General features: G+C 64.5%; 19 protein-coding genes. 9 read left to right on the plus strand and 10 right to left on the minus strand.

All coding sequences use genetic code 11. The annotated features are described in order from the left end of the window. The 5 genes from MOK15_RS10230 (at position 1) to MOK15_RS10250 (ending at position 3,279) form a co-directional block, all read left to right on the plus strand. Entirely contained in the window at positions 1 to 543 is a 543-nt protein-coding gene (locus MOK15_RS10230; protein ID WP_242931522.1) for a MauE/DoxX family redox-associated membrane protein, read from the plus strand. A 2-nt stretch (positions 544 to 545) separates the two neighbouring features. After that, complete coding sequence (locus tag MOK15_RS10235; protein ID WP_242931523.1) at positions 546 to 1,148, plus strand: methylamine utilization protein MauD; 603 nt, start codon at positions 546 to 548, stop codon at positions 1,146 to 1,148. A 22-nt stretch (positions 1,149 to 1,170) separates the two neighbouring features. Continuing rightward, positions 1,171 to 1,716, plus strand: a complete 546-nt coding sequence (locus MOK15_RS10240; RefSeq protein WP_242931524.1) for a methylamine dehydrogenase light chain — start codon at positions 1,171 to 1,173, stop codon at positions 1,714 to 1,716. 120 nt (positions 1,717 to 1,836) lie between these two features. Then, entirely contained in the window at positions 1,837 to 2,349 is a 513-nt protein-coding gene (locus MOK15_RS10245) for a cytochrome C (protein ID WP_242931525.1), read from the plus strand. A 147-nt stretch (positions 2,350 to 2,496) separates the two neighbouring features. Then, positions 2,497 to 3,279 (plus strand): transglutaminase family protein, encoded by a 783-nt coding sequence (locus tag MOK15_RS10250; protein WP_242931526.1) that lies wholly within the window; start codon positions 2,497 to 2,499, stop codon positions 3,277 to 3,279. Positions 3,280 to 3,432: 153 nt separating this feature from the next. Here MOK15_RS10250 and MOK15_RS10255 read toward each other — a convergent pair whose 3' ends face one another. The 5 genes from MOK15_RS10255 to aspS all read right to left on the minus strand — a co-directional run bounded on the left by MOK15_RS10255 (position 3,433) and on the right by aspS (position 9,431). Next, entirely contained in the window at positions 3,433 to 5,037 is a 1,605-nt protein-coding gene (locus MOK15_RS10255; protein ID WP_242931527.1) for a GMC family oxidoreductase N-terminal domain-containing protein, read from the minus strand. A gap of 72 nt (positions 5,038 to 5,109) precedes the next feature. Then, positions 5,110 to 5,295, minus strand: coding sequence for a hypothetical protein (locus MOK15_RS10260; protein ID WP_120251562.1), 186 nt, complete (start codon positions 5,293 to 5,295; stop codon positions 5,110 to 5,112). 73 nt (positions 5,296 to 5,368) lie between these two features. Next, the gene (locus MOK15_RS10265) at positions 5,369 to 6,697 is read right to left on the minus strand and encodes a methyl-accepting chemotaxis protein (protein ID WP_278254140.1); all 1,329 of its coding nucleotides are present in this window, start codon (positions 6,695 to 6,697) and stop codon (positions 5,369 to 5,371) included. 73 nt (positions 6,698 to 6,770) lie between these two features. After that, complete coding sequence (locus MOK15_RS10270) at positions 6,771 to 7,571, minus strand: polyphosphate kinase (RefSeq protein WP_242931529.1); 801 nt, start codon at positions 7,569 to 7,571, stop codon at positions 6,771 to 6,773. 75 nt (positions 7,572 to 7,646) lie between these two features. Next, positions 7,647 to 9,431: an aspartate--tRNA ligase gene (gene aspS, locus MOK15_RS10275; protein ID WP_242931530.1), complete on the minus strand. Its 1,785-nt coding sequence runs from the start codon at positions 9,429 to 9,431 to the stop codon at positions 7,647 to 7,649. A gap of 126 nt (positions 9,432 to 9,557) precedes the next feature. On the opposite strand from aspS, the gene rnd reads away from it, so the two are divergent. The 3 genes from rnd to MOK15_RS10290 all read left to right on the plus strand — a co-directional run bounded on the left by rnd (position 9,558) and on the right by MOK15_RS10290 (position 11,556). Next, positions 9,558 to 10,724 (plus strand): ribonuclease D, encoded by a 1,167-nt coding sequence (gene rnd / locus MOK15_RS10280; RefSeq protein WP_242931531.1) that lies wholly within the window; start codon positions 9,558 to 9,560, stop codon positions 10,722 to 10,724. Positions 10,725 to 10,734: 10 nt separating this feature from the next. Continuing rightward, positions 10,735 to 11,046, plus strand: coding sequence for an I78 family peptidase inhibitor (locus MOK15_RS10285; protein WP_242931532.1), 312 nt, complete (start codon positions 10,735 to 10,737; stop codon positions 11,044 to 11,046). A gap of 120 nt (positions 11,047 to 11,166) precedes the next feature. After that, positions 11,167 to 11,556, plus strand: coding sequence for a nuclear transport factor 2 family protein (locus MOK15_RS10290; protein ID WP_242931533.1), 390 nt, complete (start codon positions 11,167 to 11,169; stop codon positions 11,554 to 11,556). Between the two features lie 7 nt (positions 11,557 to 11,563). On the opposite strand, the gene MOK15_RS10295 is transcribed toward MOK15_RS10290, so the two are convergent. Both MOK15_RS10295 and MOK15_RS10300 read right to left on the minus strand, forming a co-directional pair. Continuing rightward, positions 11,564 to 12,247 carry a hypothetical protein gene (locus MOK15_RS10295; protein ID WP_242932713.1) on the minus strand — a complete coding sequence of 228 codons (684 nt, stop codon included), beginning with the start codon at positions 12,245 to 12,247 and terminating at the stop codon, positions 11,564 to 11,566. 167 nt (positions 12,248 to 12,414) lie between these two features. Next, the gene (locus tag MOK15_RS10300; RefSeq protein ID WP_242931534.1) at positions 12,415 to 12,801 is read right to left on the minus strand and encodes a PH domain-containing protein; all 387 of its coding nucleotides are present in this window, start codon (positions 12,799 to 12,801) and stop codon (positions 12,415 to 12,417) included. 153 nt (positions 12,802 to 12,954) lie between these two features. Here MOK15_RS10300 and MOK15_RS10305 point away from each other — a divergent pair, with 153 nt between their 5' ends. Then, positions 12,955 to 13,668: a hypothetical protein gene (locus MOK15_RS10305; protein ID WP_242931535.1), complete on the plus strand. Its 714-nt coding sequence runs from the start codon at positions 12,955 to 12,957 to the stop codon at positions 13,666 to 13,668. Positions 13,669 to 13,880: 212 nt separating this feature from the next. Here MOK15_RS10305 and MOK15_RS10310 read toward each other — a convergent pair whose 3' ends face one another. The 3 genes from MOK15_RS10310 to lepA all read right to left on the minus strand — a co-directional run bounded on the left by MOK15_RS10310 (position 13,881) and on the right by lepA (position 17,499). After that, positions 13,881 to 14,933 carry a PAS domain-containing sensor histidine kinase gene (locus MOK15_RS10310; protein WP_242931536.1) on the minus strand — a complete coding sequence of 351 codons (1,053 nt, stop codon included), beginning with the start codon at positions 14,931 to 14,933 and terminating at the stop codon, positions 13,881 to 13,883. Positions 14,934 to 15,209: 276 nt separating this feature from the next. Next, complete coding sequence (locus tag MOK15_RS10315) at positions 15,210 to 15,686, minus strand: hypothetical protein (RefSeq protein WP_242931537.1); 477 nt, start codon at positions 15,684 to 15,686, stop codon at positions 15,210 to 15,212. A 4-nt stretch (positions 15,687 to 15,690) separates the two neighbouring features. Then, the gene (gene lepA / locus MOK15_RS10320) at positions 15,691 to 17,499 is read right to left on the minus strand and encodes a translation elongation factor 4 (protein ID WP_242932714.1); all 1,809 of its coding nucleotides are present in this window, start codon (positions 17,497 to 17,499) and stop codon (positions 15,691 to 15,693) included. Between the last annotated feature and the right edge of the window lie 182 nt (positions 17,500 to 17,681).

Genomic DNA, 17,681 nt, shown 5'->3' on the forward strand with positions numbered 1-17,681 from the left:
ATGGCCACACAGGCGCTGGCCTTGTTCGGCCTCACCACATCGATCGCCGTCGGCCTGCTCTTTTTGATCGCCGGCATCGCGCAATGGCGCCACCGCGCGCTGTTGCCGGGCGTGATCGCCAATTATCGCCTGTTGCCTGCATCCCTGGTCGGCCCGGCCGCGACGGCGCTGCCACTCCTGGAAGTCGCGACCGGGGCCGCCCTGCTGCTGGGCCTGCATCCGCTCGCGGTTCTCGTGGCGATGGCCCTGCTGCTGCTCTTCGCTCGCGCCATGGCGGTCAACATCCTGCGTGGGCGCGGCCATATTGATTGTGGCTGCGGCCATGGCGCGCTGCGTCATCCGATCGGCTGGCCACTGGTAATGCGCAACATTGCGCTCGCTGCGGTGCTTGCGCTCCGGCTCCTGCCTGTCCCACCCTTCGCACCCATGGACTTCGCCACGGCGCTGGCTGGCGGCATCGCAATCGCCCTCCTCTGCCTGCTCTTCCAGTCGCTGGCCGCGCTCGCCGCCCCATCCGCTTCCGCGCCCATGCATCGGAGATAAATATGCTGACCTCGCTGATTATCTCGCAAGCCCTCTCCTGGATCGTCATTATCGGCCTTGTCGTCGCGCTGCTGGCGCTGGCGCGGCAGGTGGGCGTGCTGCACATCCGCGTCGCGCCCGCCGGTGCCTTGGCTACCAGCGGCGGCCCGGCGGTGGGAAGCGCGACGGGACCGATCGCGACATATGATCTGGACGGCAAACCGATAATGATCGGCGGCCATGCCCATGGCGTGAAGCTGCGTCTGCTGCTCTTCGTCTCGGCTCAATGCCCGCTCTGCAAGGCGGTGATCCCGATGGCCACCAGCTTCGCCAAGGCCGAACGGGTGGCGCTGACCTTCGTCGGCGACGATGACACCGACGCACAGCGCACGATGATCGCCCAGCATGGGCTGGAAGGCCATGCCTTCATCAACGGTCCCGAAGTCGGCCAGGCTTATCAGGTCGCCAAGCTGCCCTTCGCGGTGCTGCTGGACGAGGACGGCACGATTCTTTCCAAGGGGCTGGTCAACAGCCGCGAGCATCTGGAAAGCCTGATCGTCGCGCATGAAATGGGCGTTCGCACGGTGCAGGATTATATCGGTGGGCTGAAGACGCAGGCGGCGTAAGAGCGAAAACGGGGGCAAGATCATGAAGACATTCAACGCCGACGCTTTGGGGGAGAAGCTACTGCGCAAGCTGGCCGGCGGTTCTTCGCGCCGCTCGATGCTCACACGCCTGGGCGCCGCGCTGGTCGCCGCGCCCGCCTTCCCGCTGCTGCCGGTCAGTCGTGCCGAGGCCGCCAAGCCCGATCGCTCACCCGAAGCCAAGACCGCCTTCGCCCGCACCGCGCAGACGAAGGACGACACCAAATGCGACTATTGGCGCTATTGCGCGATCGATGGGGCGCTCTGCACCTGCTGCGGCGGCGGCATCCATAGCTGCCCTGCCGGGTCCGAACCTTCGCCCGTCTCCTGGGTCGGCACGTGCATCAACCCGGACGACAGCAAGGCTTATCTGATCGCCTATCGCGACTGCTGCGGCAAACCGGCCTGCGGCCAGTGCGGCTGTGACAATACCGACCGTGAAACCCAACTCTACATGCCGCAGCTCAACAATGACATAATCTGGTGCTTCGGCACCAGCAGCATGGAATATCACTGCTCCACCGCCGTGATGGTTGGGGCAGCCAGCTAAGGTCGTTTCCCGATGATGGCGCTTCCCCACCTCCGTTCGCTACGAGCGAAGTCGAGAAGCGCTGAAACAGGGCCAGTTGCAGACCCGACCGCGCCGACGGAGCATCAGGCATGGGCGCGAATGGCGCGTTTCCTCTTCCGGGCCGCCCTCCTTCTGCTCGGCGCAACGGCGGGCCTGCGCGCCGCCCTGCCCCCCATGGGCCTGCTCCCCGCCGCCATTGCCGATCCGGAGATGGCGCGCGCCGATTATGTGGAGCAATGCGCGGGTTGCCACGGCGTTCAGGGCAGCACGGCGCCCGCCCAATTGCCCGAACTGCGCGGCCGGGTCGGCTGGTTCCTCTGCACGCCGCAGGCCCGCGCCTATCTCATCCGCCTGCCCAATGTCGCGCACAGCCGGATCAAGGATAATCAGCAACTGGCCGACATGATGAACTATGTCGTCTTCGGCCTTGGCGGCGCCAGTACGCCCCGCAACGCCGCGCCTTTCACCGCGGAAGAAGTCGCGCGCGAGCGTCAGCACGCCCTTTCAACCACCACCCTCAGGGCCGAACGCGCCCGCCAGGTCGAAAGCGCGATCCGCCAGTGCGGCGCCCCCGCCTCGCTCCGTCTCCTCTATCCGGGCCAAAAGGGATAGCTGGGGCGTTCATCCACGGATGCGCATCTCCAAAGGATGTCGCATAAGGGCACGCCCGCTTTTTGCCGGCCTGCAACATTATCAGGATAGCAGCCATCCGCATCTCGGACGCCGGTGCTTCCGATTCGGCCATGGAAGGACAAGGCAATGCGCCTCGCGATCGAAGCGAAACTGGATTATGACTTCGCCGAACCGAGCGACATTCTGCTGGCGGTCGAGGCAGCCGCCACGCCCGACCAGCGCATTATCGAGCAGTCCCATATCATCAATAATGCAGGGCCGCTCACCAACAAGGTCGGCGGCAGCGGCATCGGGCGACGCACCTGGACCCGGACCGGCACCGGACAGATGGTCAGCACCTATCGCGCCTTGGTGGAGGTGGAGCGGTCTTCCGTCGATCTGGCTGGATTGCGCAAGAGTCCCCTGCCCAGCCTGCCGGAGGATGTGTTGCCCTTCATCTGGCCCAGCCGTTATTGCGAAGCCGATCGCTTCGTCAGCTTCGTCGGCGGTCATTTCCTCGACCTGGAGGGGGGCGCATTGGTCCTGGCTCTGGAACGCTGGGTGCATGACAATATCGCTTATGTGTCGGGCAGTTCCAATGTGGGCACCACCGCCGCCGACACCTTCGTCGCGCAGCAGGGCGTCTGTCGCGATTTCGCCCATCTCACCGCCGCGCTGATCCGTTCCCGCGATATTCCGGCGCGCCTGGTGTCGGTCTATGCGCTGGACCTCGATCCGCCGGATTTCCATGCCGTGGTGGAGGTCTGGCTTGACGGCGCCTGGCATCTGCTCGACGCCACCCGCCTTGCCCCGGTCGAAACGATGGTGCGCATCGCCGTTGGCCGGGACGCCACCGATATCGCCTTCATGACCGTCTTCGGCAGCGCTGGAATGAACGCCCAGTCGATCCATGTGACGCGCGTGGAATAATACCAAGATACACTGATAAGAACTCATGCGGACCTGTTCCCCGGCGAAGGTCGGGGTCCAGATACACCGTTCGAACTGGACCCCGGCTTTCGCCGGGGAACAACATCCAGTCGATCTCGATGAGTCATTCTCTACGCAGCTTGGTATAAGCCGCTATGGCGCGTTCAGGATCATCGCTGCCGCCTTCTCCGCGATCATCATGACCGGGGCGTTAGTGTTGCCCGATATGATGGTGGGCATCACCGACGCATCGACCACCCGCACCCCGTCCAGCCCGTGAACGCGCAGGCTGAGGTCAACCACGGCGCGTCCGCCCTGTCCCATGGCGGCGGTGCCGACCGGGTGGAAGATGCTGCTGGCGATCGCGCCCACGCCCTCCAGGATCGCGGCATCATCCTGCCGGTCCGGACCCGGCCGGAATTCCTGCGGCGCGTGGGGCGCAAGTGCAGGCTGACCGACGATCGCGCGCGTCACCCGCACCGCTTCCACCGCGACCTGCCGGTCCTCCGGCGTCGACAGATAGTTGGGACGGATTGCCGGCGCATCCAGCGGATCAGCCGATCCGATCCACACGCTGCCCCGGCTGTGCGGCCGCAGGTTGCACACGCTGGCGGTAAAGGCCGGGAACGGGTCCAGCGCCCCGCCGAACGCCGCCAGGCTGAGCGGCTGGACATGATATTGCAGATTGGCGGTCGCAAAGCGCGAATGGGATTTGACGAACAGGCCAAGCTGGCTGGGCGCCATCGCCAGCGGCCCCGATCGCCGCACCAGATATTCCAGCCCCATCCAGGCCTTCCCGGCCAAGGACGCGGCACGGGCATTGAGCGTCACCGCCCCCGTCACCCTGTAGGCGCACCGTATCTGCAAATGATCCTGTAGATTTTCGCCCACGCCGGGCAGGGAATGAACCGGCGCGATCCCCAACGCCGCCAGTCGATCCCCATCCCCCACGCCCGACCGTTGGAGGATGGCGGGCGAACCGATCGTCCCGGCGCTCAGCAGCACCTCCCCATCCGCTCGCGCGACGCAGGGTTCGCCTCCGATCAGGAAGGCCGCGCCCGTCACCCGCCGCCCCTCGAACAGCAGCCGGTCGATCACCGCCCCGGTAACGACACGCAGATTGGGCCGCCCCATCGCCGGGCGCAAAAAGGCGTCGGCCGCGCTCCAGCGCCGGCCGCGCCGCTGCGTCACCTCGAAATAGCCCGACCCCAGATTATCGCCGCCGTTGAAATCCTCCGTATGGGGCACGCCATATTGCCGCGCCGCCTCGCGAAAGCGCTCCAGCAATTCCCAGCGCAACCGCTGTCGCTCGACCCGTATTTCGCCGCCCGCGCCATGTGCATCGGTCGCGCCGCCGAAATGATCCTCGGCCTTCCGGAACCAGGGCAGCACATCGTCCCAGCCCCAGCCGATATTGCCCGCCTGCCGCCAGCCGTCATAGTCCTGCGCCTGACCGCGCATATAGATCATGCCGTTGATCGAACTGCTGCCGCCCAGCACCCGCCCGCGCGGATAGCCGATCGCCCGTCCGCCCAGCCCGGCCTCGCTTTCGGTTTGCAGGCACCAGTCGGTGCGCGGGTTGCCGATGCAATAGAGATAGCCGACCGGCACCTTGATCCAGTGCCAGTCGTCGCGGCCGCCCGCCTCCAGCAGCAACACGCGATTGCGCGGATCGACGCTCAGCCGGTTGGCAAGGACGCAACCGGCGCTGCCCGCGCCCAGGATGATATAGTCATATGCGCCGAAATCGCGGTCCATGCGCCTCTCCTTCGACGCAGCATGGCCCGTCCCGCCGACCCGGTGCAAGTCGGCGGGGCGATATGTCACCTGCTATTCGTGCGGCCGCAGCGCCTGGTTAAGGCTGTCGAGCACGGCGTCGATCGGTTCGGTCACAGTGACGCTGCGCCCTTCACCGAAGCGAATGCGGGTGCCGTCGCTGACCTGGGTGACAAATGTGACCTGCGCGGGGTTGATCGCCGTCTGGGTGCGATCGGTGCCGACGAACATCACGAGCATGGCGTCCTCTCCTTTTCGTTGCGCAGGACAGCCTAACCGCATTTATCGCGCGCACCAGCGTTGATTTGCTCGCTCAGGCTGCGTGCATCGCCGCGATGAAACCGCCCGCGCGCGCCTCCAGCCGATGCGCCTCCTCCGCCAGCCGTTCCGCCACCTCGCGCATGGTCCGGGCGCCCAGGGCGCGGGCAGAGGCATTGTCGCTGATCTGACGGGCGCCCGCCTGAATATGGTCGCTGGAAGCACCCGCTTCGGCTACGCTCTCGGCGATGGCCCGGCTGAAGACGCTCTGGCGCGCGACAGTATCGAACACCGCTGCCGACAACCGGTCGGCCCGCGTCATGGTGGCGTCCATATGGGCGTGGCCTGCCGCTACATCGCCGATGGTGACACGGATATGATCGATCCGCCCGGCAATCTCGGCCGCCGCACCGCGCGTCTGGGTCGCCAGCGACTGGACCTCGCGCGCAACCACGGCGAAGCCCGCGCCAGCCTCCCCGGCGCGCGCCGCCTCGATACTCGCGTTCAGCGCCAACATACTGGTCGCCCGCGCAATCGTGTCGATCAGCGCGACGACCTCGCCAATATCATCCGCCTCCTGCGTCAACGCTTCGCTCTGCACTGCGCCGGAACGGCTGCGCGCCGCTGCCTCGCGAATCGCCTCGCCGGCATCCCGCGCTTCCGCTTCCATGGCGGCAAACAACTGACCCAGTTCACCGCCGCCTATCGCGATGCCGTCCAGCCGGTCGGCCGTCTGGGTCGCCGCCGCCGCCATCGCCGCAGCATCCGCGCCATCGACCGCCGCACGTTCGGTCGCCTCGCCCGCCAGCACGGCCAGTTGGTCGGCCATCACCACAAGGTCCACGATCAGCCTTCCGATATCGCCGCGAAAGCTCGTGCTTTCCTGCGTGATCCGTTCCACCCGTTCGGCGCGCGCCAGTGCATCGCGCGCGTCGCGCTCAGCGGCCAGGCGCAACAATAATCGTCCACCCAGCACCCCGGCGAAGCGCCCCCGATCGGTCACGATCAGCCCCTCGCACCCCTCGCCCTGCGCAGCATAGAGGTCCACCAGCGCTTCCACCTCCGCGGTCCGCTCGACACAGGCGCAGGGACGGACATGCTCGTCCAGGCGCCCGCCGAAGCTCGGATTGCGCAACAGCGCATGACCGAAGGGATTGAACAGGATGCGGCGCATGTCGCGCTCATAGATGGCGCCGACCGGTCGCCCCGCTGCATCGACCACCGGAAGCAGCCGCAGCGCCGAATCGCGCTGAAAGCAGTCGACCGCCTCGCTCAACGGCCGGCCGAGCGGAATGACCGGCTGCCCCTCCGCCAGATGCAGGTCGACAGGTCCTTGCGCCACGGGCGCATATGGTTCGGGAAAGGGAAGCACAGCGGCGATCATGGCGCCGGGAATAGCCCTGTAATGGTAAATTCAGGGTTAGTCGAAAATGACAATTATGTGACAAACACTTGTTTCAGGAGGATTTTTTACTCTTCACCGGACGATAGCCAAACGCCTCGCGCGCCAGTTCCACGACAGCCGGATCGGCTTCCGGGAAATCCATCGGCACAGCCTGCTCCAGCCGGTCGGCGACATAGGTCAGCGCCGCAATCCGTCCCGCCTTGCGGTTGTTATTGTCGATGACGTGCCAGGGGACCTGTTTGGTGCCGGTCTTCTTGAACATGGCGTGCATCGCGTCGAGATAGTCCGCGCGCCGCGCCCGGTTGCGATAATCCTCCGCCCCGGTCTTCCATCGCTTCCAGGGCGTGTCCAGCCGCTGGGCAAGCTGCTCGTCCTGCACGTCCTGCGTGATGTGGACGAACAGCTTGACGATATTGGCCCCGGCGTCGACCTGTTGCTGTTCGAAGGCGCCGATCTCGTCATAGGCGCGCTTCCAATCCTTCTTGGCGCAATAGCCCTCCACCCGTTCCACCAGCACCCGGCCATACCAGCTACGGTCGAAGATCGCGATGTTGCGCCCGGCGGGCAGGCGCGTCCAGAAGCGCCAGAGGAAATGATGATCGCGCTCGATCTCGGTCGGCGCGGCGATGGGATGGACCTGATAATAGCGCGGGTCCCAGTCGGCGGTCATCCTCTTGATGATGCCGCCCTTGCCGGCCGCATCCCATCCTTCGAACAAAACGACGCTGCGCCGGTCATGCAAAATATGCGCGACCTGAATCTTGGCCAGCCGATGCTGAAGGGCGGCCAGATCGGCGTCATAGTCGCCCTTATATGTCGCCCCCTTTTCATAGTCGGCAAGGTCGAAGGTCATGCGCGCGTCTCCTTTGCGTCATGCTGGCGCAAGTCCGGCATGACGCAAAGGGAAAAGTCACTGGCAGTCCGGCTATCAGGCCTTGGTCTGCGGCTCCACGACGCGCACATGCAGGTCGCGAAGCTGCTTATGCTCGGCCGGGCTGGGCGCGCCCATCAACAGGTCCTCGGCCCGCTGGTTCATCGGGAACAGCGTGATTTCACGCAGATTCTGCGCGCCGCAGAGCAGCATCACGATGCGATCGACGCCGGCGGCCATGCCACCGTGCGGCGGCGCGCCATATTGGAAGGCACGATAAAGGCCGCCAAAACGCTCCTCCACATCCTGCTGGCTGAGGCCCACCAGTTCGAACGCCTTGACCATCAGGTCGGGCGACTGGTTACGGATCGATCCGGAGGCGATCTCATAGCCGTTGCACACCATGTCATATTGATAGGCGTTGATGGTCAGGGGGTCTTGCCCGTTAAGCGCATCCAGCCCGCCCTGCGGCATGGAGAAGGGATTATGCGCGAAATCGATCGACTTCGTATCCTCATCATATTCGTAGAAGGGGAAGTCGACGATCCAGCACAGCTCGAAACGATCCTTGTCGATGAGGTCGAGTTGCTCGCCCACACGGACGCGCGCAAGGCCCGCCAGCTTGGCGGCCTGCGATTCCTTGCCTGCCGCGAAGAACACGCCGTCATTGGGACCAAGGTCCAGCGCCGCAATCAGCTTGGCGGTCGCCTCTTCACCATGATTCTTGGCGATCGGGCCGCCCGGCACGCCATCCTTGATGTTGATATAGCCCAGGCCCGAATAGCCCTCGCCCCGCGCCCAATTGTTCATGTCGTCGAAGAATTTGCGGCTGCCCGCGCCTGCGCCCGGCGCCGGGATCGCGCGGATCACGCTGCCGCTCTCCACCAGCGAGGCGAAGATGCCGAAGCCCGATCCATGGAAATGCTCGGTGACATCGGTGATGAGGATCGGGTTGCGCAGGTCCGGCTTGTCGCTGCCATATTTCAGCATCGCCTCGGCATGGGGGATGCGGGGGAAGCTGCCTGCGGGCGTTACCGGCTTGCCGTCGGCAAATTGTTCGAACACCTGGGCGATCACCGGCTCCATCGTGTTCCACACATCTTCCTGTGTGACGAAGCTCATTTCCAGGTCGAGCTGGTAGAATTCGCCCGGCAGGCGGTCGGCGCGCGGATCCTCGTCGCGGAAGCAGGGCGCGATCTGGAAATAGCGGTCGAAGCCCGCAACCATCAGCAACTGCTTATATTGCTGCGGCGCCTGCGGCAGGGCGTAGAATTTGCCGGGGTGGATGCGGCTGGGCACCAGAAAGTCGCGCGCGCCTTCGGGTGAAGAAGCGGTCAGGATCGGCGTCGAATATTCGGTGAACCCGGCCCCTTCCATGCGGCGGCGCATGTCGGAAATAATCTTGGTGCGCTTCACGATATTGGCGTGCAGCGTCTCGCGCCGCAGGTCGAGGAAGCGATAGCGCAGGCGGATATCCTCCGGATAGTCCTGCTCGCCCGCTACCGGCAGCGGCAATTCCGCCGCGGTGGAAAGGATCGTCACGCTGTCAGCCACGATCTCGATTTCGCCCGTCACCATCTTCGGATTGATGGCTTCGGCCGCGCGCGCAACCACCTTGCCCTCGATCGTCACCACGGATTCGAGACGCAGGCTCTCCAATATCCTCAGCGGATCGCTATCGGCCTTCGCCACGATCTGCGTGATACCGTAATGATCGCGAAGATCGACGAACAGCACGCCACCATGATCGCGCTTGCGATGCACCCAGCCCGACACGCGGACCTCATTGCCGACATCGGCCGTGGTCAGAGCGCCGCAGGTATGAGTGCGATAGGCGTGCATGGCGTTTCGATCTTTCGGATTCGTTTACGGAAATGACAAACTGTTGCAGCCCCGCTATGGCCGGTCATGTCAAGCATTGACGAGCCTGCAGGGAGCGGGCCAGCCCATAATAAGATCGAAGACCATATGCAAATTCATCCGCTGATTACTGACAGCAAGACCCTTGCCGATTTCTGCGCCCGCATCGCAAAATCCCCCTACATCGCCGTCGATACCGAGTTCATGCGGGAAAACAGCTATTGGCCCGAACTGTGCCTGGTCCAGGTCGCCGACGCGCATGAAGCCGCCGCGATCGATCCCAAGGCGCCGGGCATCGACCTGACCCCGCTGCTCGACCTGATGGTGGATAATGAGGATGTGCTGAAGGTCTTCCATGCCGGCGGGCAGGATATCGAGATCGTCCACAATCTGACCGGCAAGACGCCGCACCCGATGTTCGACACGCAGATCGCGGCGATGGCGCTCGGCCTGGGCGAACAGATCGGCTATGGCAATCTGGTCGAGGCATGGCTCGGCGTGCAGCTCGACAAGGGCGCCCGCTTCACCGACTGGGCGCGCCGTCCGCTCGACAAGCGCCAGATCGACTATGCGATCGGGGATGTCACCTATCTGATCCAGATTTTCCCCAAGATGCTGGAGGATCTGCGCAAGACCGGGCGCGGCGGCTGGCTCGACCAGGAAATGGAGCGGATCAGCGATCCCGGCAATTACGAGAATGACCCGGAACTGGCCTGGAAGCGTGTCCGCATCGCCAGCCGGAAGGCCGATGTGCTTGGCCGCCTCAAGGCGCTGGCCGCCTGGCGCGAAATCGAAGCGCAGGACAAGAATCTGCCGCGCGGCCGCATCGTCAAGGATGAGACATTGGCCGACATCGCCAGCCATCCGCCCCGCGCCCAGGAAGACCTGGGCAAGGTACGCGGTCTGTCCGCCACCTGGAAGACCAACGATATCGGCGCCCGCTTGATGAGCGCCCTCGCCGCACAGAAACCGCTGGGCAAGGAAGAAATGCCTGAACGCGATCCCAAGCGGCCGGGCCTGGGCAAGGATGGCGCGCTGGTCGCCGATCTGCTGAAGCTGCTGCTCAAGATCCGCTCGCGCGACATCGACGTGGCCGCGCGCCTGCTCGCGCGCAGCGACGATATCGAAGCGCTGGCGGCGGGCGTGCGCAATGGGCTGTCGATCCTCGAAGGCTGGCGCTATGAACAGTTCGGCCGCGACGCGGTTGACCTGGTCGAAGGCCGCCTCGCCTTCGCGGTCAAGAATGGCCGGCTCAAAATGACGCGGACCGAATAGGGAGAGAGACATGAGGACGGCAGCTTTTGCGATGATGGCGGCGGCGACCGCCCTTCCCCTCGCTGCCTGCGCGGGCGCGAATGGGCCGGGCCCGGATACGCCCCCTCCCACCGCCGAAGGGCCGTGCAGCAATGACGGCCTCGACCGCTTTATCGGGCAAAAGGCCAGCGCGGAGGTGGGCGCGGAACTGCTCAAGGCGTCGGGCGCGAAGACGCTGCGCTGGGGCGGCCCCGGCACGGCGATGACCATGGACTTCCGCCCCGATCGCCTGACCGTCAGCTATGACGAACAGATGGCGATCACCGCCGCCCGTTGCGGCTGACCGTCCTGCCCCCGTTCGCTTGGGGCGCATTCGAGAAACGATAGATATACGCCATCCGTATCTCGACGTCGCTCGATAGGGGCGGCAGGGGTCGGCGCATATTTTCCAGAGGCATTTCCCATGACCGCCACCGCCGACCTCGCCATCCGCCTGGCCCGCGCCACATTCAACCGCGCCCTCGCCGAAGCCGACCTCGACGCTATCGCTCCGTTGCTGGCGCGCGACGCCATCCTGGTCACGGGTTCCGACAGCGCGGTGATCGCCGGTCGCAAGGCGCAACTCCTGGCCTGGAAGCGCGAATTCGCCTCGGCCGATCGCCTCATTTACAGCCGCACCCCCGGCAATATCACCGTCTCTCCCGTCGAACCGATCGCAATGGAGCAGGGCCATTGGCAGGGCGTCGCCGCCGACACCGGCCGCACGCTCGCTTCGGGCAGCTACGCGGCCAAATGGCGGAAGGCCGGCGACGCCTGGGTCATAGAAGCGGAAATATATCTCACCCTGACCTGATCCGGTCCTACAGTTCCAGTCCGATCAGCGTCCCGCTGGCGATCCGGTCGACATAGCGCTTGCCGTCGATCTCCAGCCAGTCGGGCGTGACTTCCAGCCGCCGGCCGCGAATGGTGGTGCGCAGATGCTCGACGGCAATCCGGTTGCGTGCCACGATCCTCAGCACGCACAGGCCATCGCCCCGCGCCGCCATCATCGAATAGCGGTCTCCGCGCAGCAGGAAATGCCAACTGCCATTGCCCGGCTTCCACTCATTGCCGTCGATGACCTGCACCGGCCCGCCATCCTGCGCGCCCAGCCGCACGCTGATCCGGGTCGCCCCGCTGGTCCGGCGCGGCGGCGCGAAAATCAGGATCGGTTCGCCATCCAGCGTGATCGGGATCGGCGTGTCGCGCAGCAACCGCGATCCACCGATAATCAACTGCGGCAATTCCGCCGAAAATGGCAGCCGATCGCGGGCGAAATGGCGCTGGCGCACCACGGGGTTGGCGTGGAAGCTGTGCACCTGGGTCGCCGTCAGCCGCCCTTCCTCGACCAGGCCATGGCAGGTCGGGCACAGCAAGGTCGCGCCCGGTCCGTCGGGCAACCCCAGATAACGATAGATGGTCACGCCGCAGCGCACGCAGGCAAAGCCACAAGTCTGGCGGATTTCAGCGCGCTGCTCGGCCGTCAGATCCAGCAAAGACGGCATCACTCGCAAACCCACCATGAAGACACCCCTTTGCGCCGCCGTCCACCCCTTTGCGGATCGGCGTTCCTGACATGGCGTCCTCTTGCGACTGGGCGTTCTGACGACCCCCTTTGGTTACGCTATCGTTGAAATAAATCCGTCCGAGTCAAGCGTCTGTACGAAATCTTCTATCGTTGCGGCAGCAGGTCCACGTTGCGCGCCGCCGCGATCGCGCGGATACGGTCGGGGCGCGGCATGTTCTTGATCGCGATTTCGGCGATGTCTCCCGCGCTGAACAGCTCGACATGGCCGACGCCGAACAACCGCTGCCCCAGGCTCTGGGTGATCCGCACCGACCGGATGCTCGACAGCGCGATTTCGGTCCGCTGCTTGGCCAGCAGCCCCCGCTCCATCAGCGCCTCCCGTTCCGACAGCGCCAGCCGCTCGCCCTTGTGCATCACCCACCACACCCCGATCGCCAGGATACCGACGACCGAAATCAGCAGCAGGCTGAACAATAAGGGATGCGCCCGGAACATCGCGGGATGCTCGTCATACAGCCAGGTTTCGCTCACGCCGCCTCCAATGATCTTGGCAGCGCCGACTTGACCATGGCCCGGTCGGGCCGTCAAGGCGCATGGCGCACAATCCGCACGACGTCGGCGATCGCCAGCCCGGCGGAGAAAATCGCTGTCCTACACATAACCAGATAGGTTATTTACGCAGGCATGACGAAACGCATCGCTCCCCCCGCCCCGCCATCGACCATGCGCCCTGCCGCCGATGTGGCGGCCAGGCTCGCGCAGTTACCCGATTTCAAGGCGGTCCCCCGTCGCTATCGCCATGACGGCTGGACGCCCGAACGCCAGCGCGCCTTCATCGCCGCGCTCGCCGACATGGGATCGGTCAAGGCGGCCGCGCGCAGCATCGGCATGACCTCGGAAAGCGCCTATTGCCCGCGTCGCCAGCGCGGCGTGGAGGGTTTCGCGGCGGCATGGCTGGCCGCGCTCGACCATGGCGTGCGGCGGCTGGAGGATATCGCGCTGGAACGCGCCATCCACGGGGTGGAGGTGCCGGTCTACAGCTATGGCAAACTGGTCGGCACGCGCCGCGTCTTTAATGACCGGCTCCTTATGTTCATGCTGCGCAACCGCGCGCCCGACCGCTTCACCCCCCGGGCGTCGGTCCGCCCGCAACCGGTGGTGGCCGATCCGATGGCAGAACGCCCGGACAGCCCCGACGCGATCCAGCGGGTCAAAGAGGTGCTGGAAACCATCCGCCGCTACCGCGCCGCCGAGGAAGCCGCCCCCCAAGGCCCGATCACGATCCGGGGCGACGAGCGCGTGGCGTTCGAACGGTGGAAGGCCGGGGGCGAAGCGGTGGCGGATGGTCGGGTGGACGACAGGGATGTGACCGAGGGGCTGGGGATCAGGCGGATTTGAGGGAAATGGCCGATTATTGCCATTTCCCCTGGTCATGCCGGGCTTGACGGTCGTATAAATGGCTGAAAATGGCCGTTTCCCGCCAGCCTGCTTCTGAAGTTACAACTTCAGGAAGCGGACTTTCGCAGCAAATTGTCGGTACGCAACGCGGGGAACATGGCACGGATTCTGCGGAAGGCCTTCCGCAGGGGGGAGAGCAGCGGCGCCAGGCGTTATGCCACCTTCCTCCGGTCAATGCCGTCGGTATCCGTGGCAGAGGTGTGGACGATCGAGACTATTGTGCCGGGATGGCCCCCCTGGGTCTCGACGGTAGCATCCATCTGATTGGCCAGTGCCTCGACGATGCTGGTGCCCAGACCCGGTTTCGCGTCGGCCAGCGACTTGGGGGTGCCAACGCCATCGTCACTGATCGATAGTTTCCAGTCCTGCCCGCGCGAATGATAATCGACCAGGATCTTGCCGCTGCGATCGCCGGGGAAGGCGTGTTTGAGCGCATTGATCACAAGCTCGGTGACGATCAGTCCCAGACTGACCGAAATGTCCGCGTTCACGCTACTGTCGTCGGCAGTCACTTCAAGCGACAGTTGATCATGATCGCGGATCATCGATGCGCCCAGGCTCTGACAAAGCTGGGTGAAATAGGTGCGCAGTTCCACATCGCCCAATCGCGATGCCGCAAGCTGCTGCTGGAGGGTGGCGATAGACATGACCCGGTGGTGCGCATCATGGAGATGGCCGCGGGTCTCTTCCGATTGCACCCGCCGCGCGCTCTGCATGAGCACGCTGGCAATGATTTGCAGGCTGTTGGCGACGCGATGCTGGATTTCCTGGAGCAGTATCGCCTTTTCGCGCAGCAGGTCATCCTTTAGCTTTTCGCTGATCCGTGCCTGGGTGACGTCGGAAATGGTCAGGAGCAGGCGGACCTGTTCGGCATCGCCATATTCAAGCTTCTGTGCGTTGAGGACGAGGCGGCGTGGTACGGCATCGCCCCTGAGTTCCATCTCATAGGCTTCGATCTTTGCATGACCGGAGAGGGTTGCCGCGAGCAAGGATCGAAGCTGCGGCACGTCCCATTCGCGCGCGCTTAGCTGGAATAGCGGTCGTCCGGCCACATTCTGCGGATCGAGGGCGAAAGTGCTGTAGAAGGACGTGCTGGCGGCGATCACGGACAGATCACCATCAAGCAGAAGCGCGGGCGCGGTGGAAGACGCAAGGATAGCCAGCGCCAGATTGTGCGCAATGTCGGTATGGCTCGTTCGGTTCACGATATGCCCCCTTCCGGGGAAGCCGGGAGCTTGCGGGGATGAAAGCCGGTCCGGGTAGCGGCGACATACTGCTCCCCGGTCGGGAACATGGACTCGCATCCGCTCCGTAGCATGGATAACGCCGAGACCCGGCGTCTATTCGATCAAGGGAGGATATTTCGGTTCGGAGCGCCCGCTGAGGGGAACGGATCGAGCAAGCCCCCCTGGGTGAACGAATCTCAGGTGTCGAACGCAATTGCCTGGCTGCTAAATGGCGACAATTGGCGCTGATCAACCCTACCCCACTCGCCCCCTGACCGCCGCCAGCACCTCGCCCGCCAGTCGCGCATAATCGGCGCAGGCGCGCTGCATTGCTGCCTCGGCGCCCTCACCGCGTAGGTGCCCATAATAATGGCGATTCTGCGCCGCGCGCATTTCGCGCAGCCGCGCGCGCGCTTCCACCGCCAGCCCCAGTTGCGGCCCGGTGCGCCGCCAGGCTTCGGCTGCGCTGAAGATGCGGCGGCCGGGATGAATGCCCGGATCGTCCCCCGCCGCCGCGCCCAGCCGGTGGCCCCGCCCCGCTTCCACGATCAGGTCGGTCAGGAACAGGTCGAGTTCGCGCAGGCCGTTGCCGATCAGCTTGGCCGGCATGGCGGCACGCCGCCTGCCCGCCGCATCGGGACAGACGCCCATCGACATGCCGTTGGCCAGAAACGCGGCCGCCCGCTCGATTCGTGCGACCTGCCGCGCAAGCTCTGCGCAGCGGTCGCCCATCAGATCAGCTCTCATCCCCCATGCGCAGCGCCGCAATGAACGCCTCCTGCGGAATCTGCACGCTGCCATATTCGCGCATCCGCTTCTTGCCTTCCTTCTGCTTGTCGAGCAGCTTCTTCTTGCGGCTGATGTCGCCGCCATAGCATTTGGCGGTGACGTCCTTGCGCATCGCCGCGATCGTTTCGCGCGCGATCACCTTGCCGCCGATCGCCGCCTGGATCGGGATTTTGAACAGATGGCGAGGGATCAGGTCCTTCAACCGCTCGCACATGCCGCGCCCGCGCGATTCGGCGGTGCCGCGATGGACGATCATGCTCAGCGCATCGACCGGCTCGCTGTTGACCATGATGCTCATCTTGACCAGGTCGCCTTCGCGATAGCCGATCTGATGATAGTCGAAACTGGCATAGCCCCGGCTGATGCTTTTCAGCCGATCGTAAAAGTCGAATACCACTTCGTTGAGCGGCAGTTCATATGTCACCTGCGCCCGCCCGCCGACATAGGTCAGGTTCTTCTGGATGCCGCGCCGGTCCTGGCACAGCTTCAGGATCGAACCCAGATATTCGTCCGGGCAATAGATGATCGCCTCGATCCACGGCTCCTCGATCTCGTCGATCTTGGTCGGGTCGGGCATGTCGGCCGGATTATGCAGTTCGATCTCGCCCGCGCCATAGGTGAGTTGGATCTTGTACACCACCGACGGCGCGGTGGTGATGAGGTCCAGGTCATATTCGCGCGTCAGCCGCTCCTGGATGATCTCCAGATGGAGCAGCCCCAGGAACCCGCAGCGGAAGCCGAAGCCCAGCGCCGCACTGCTTTCCATCTCGAAGGAGAAGGACGCATCGTTCAGGCGCAGCTTGCTGATGCTGTCCCGCAGCTTGTCGAAATCATTGGCGTCGACCGGGAACAGGCCACAGAACACAACCGGCTGCACTTCCTTGAAGCCCGGCAGCGCCTTGGCCGCGGGATTCTTGACCGTGGTGATGGTGTCGCCGACGCGGGTCTGGCTGATATCCTTGATCTGCGCGGTGATGAAGCCGATCTCGCCGGGGCCGAGTTCGGGCAATTGCTCGATCTTGGGTCGCATACAGCCGACCCGGTCGATGAGATGCTCGGTGCCGCCGATCATGAACTTGATGTTCTGCCCCTTCTTGATGACGCCGTTCATCACGCGCACCAGGATGACGACGCCCAGATAGGGGTCGTACCAGCTATCGACCAGCATCGCTTCCAGCGGGGCGTCGCGGTCGCCCTTGGGCGGGGGGATCTTCTTGACGATGGCTTCGAGGATATCGTCGATGCCGATGCCGGACTTGGCGCTGGCCAGCACCGCTTCGGACGCATCGAGGCCGATCACCTCCTCGATTTCCGCGCGCACCTTTTCCGGTTCGGCGGCGGGCAGGTCGATCTTGTTGAGCACCGGCACGATCTCATGGTCATGCTCGATCGACTGGTAGACATTGGCCAGTGTCTGCGCTTCGACGCCCTGCGCGGCGTCCACGACCAGCAGCGCGCCCTCGCACGCGGCCAGGCTGCGCGACACTTCATAGGCGAAGTCGACATGGCCCGGCGTGTCCATCAGGTTCAGCTCATAGGTTTCGCCATTTTTCGCTACATAATCGAGGCGCACCGTCTGCGCCTTGATGGTGATGCCGCGCTCCTTTTCGATGTCCATGTTATCAAGGACTTGCGCGCTCATCTCGCGGTCCGTCAGGCCGCCGGTGCGTTGGATCAGCCGGTCGGCCAGGGTCGATTTGCCATGGTCGATATGCGCGATGATAGAGAAGTTGCGGATGTGGCTGAGCTGTGTCATGGGCGCGCCGATAGCAGTCATTTCGCGCGCTGTCAGCAGGATCACGCTGTCAGCGTCAATCCATGACAAGGGCCGTCATATCCGGCCTCATTGCTTGGAAGCGAAAGGCCGCTGTGCTAGGTAGCCGCCAAAATATCCGGGGCGCGCGACATTCTTTATATCAAGCAAAGAACGGGGTTCTT

It is taken from the genome of Sphingobium sp. BYY-5 (genome assembly GCF_022758885.1).
Classification (GTDB): Bacteria; Pseudomonadota; Alphaproteobacteria; order Sphingomonadales; family Sphingomonadaceae; genus Sphingobium.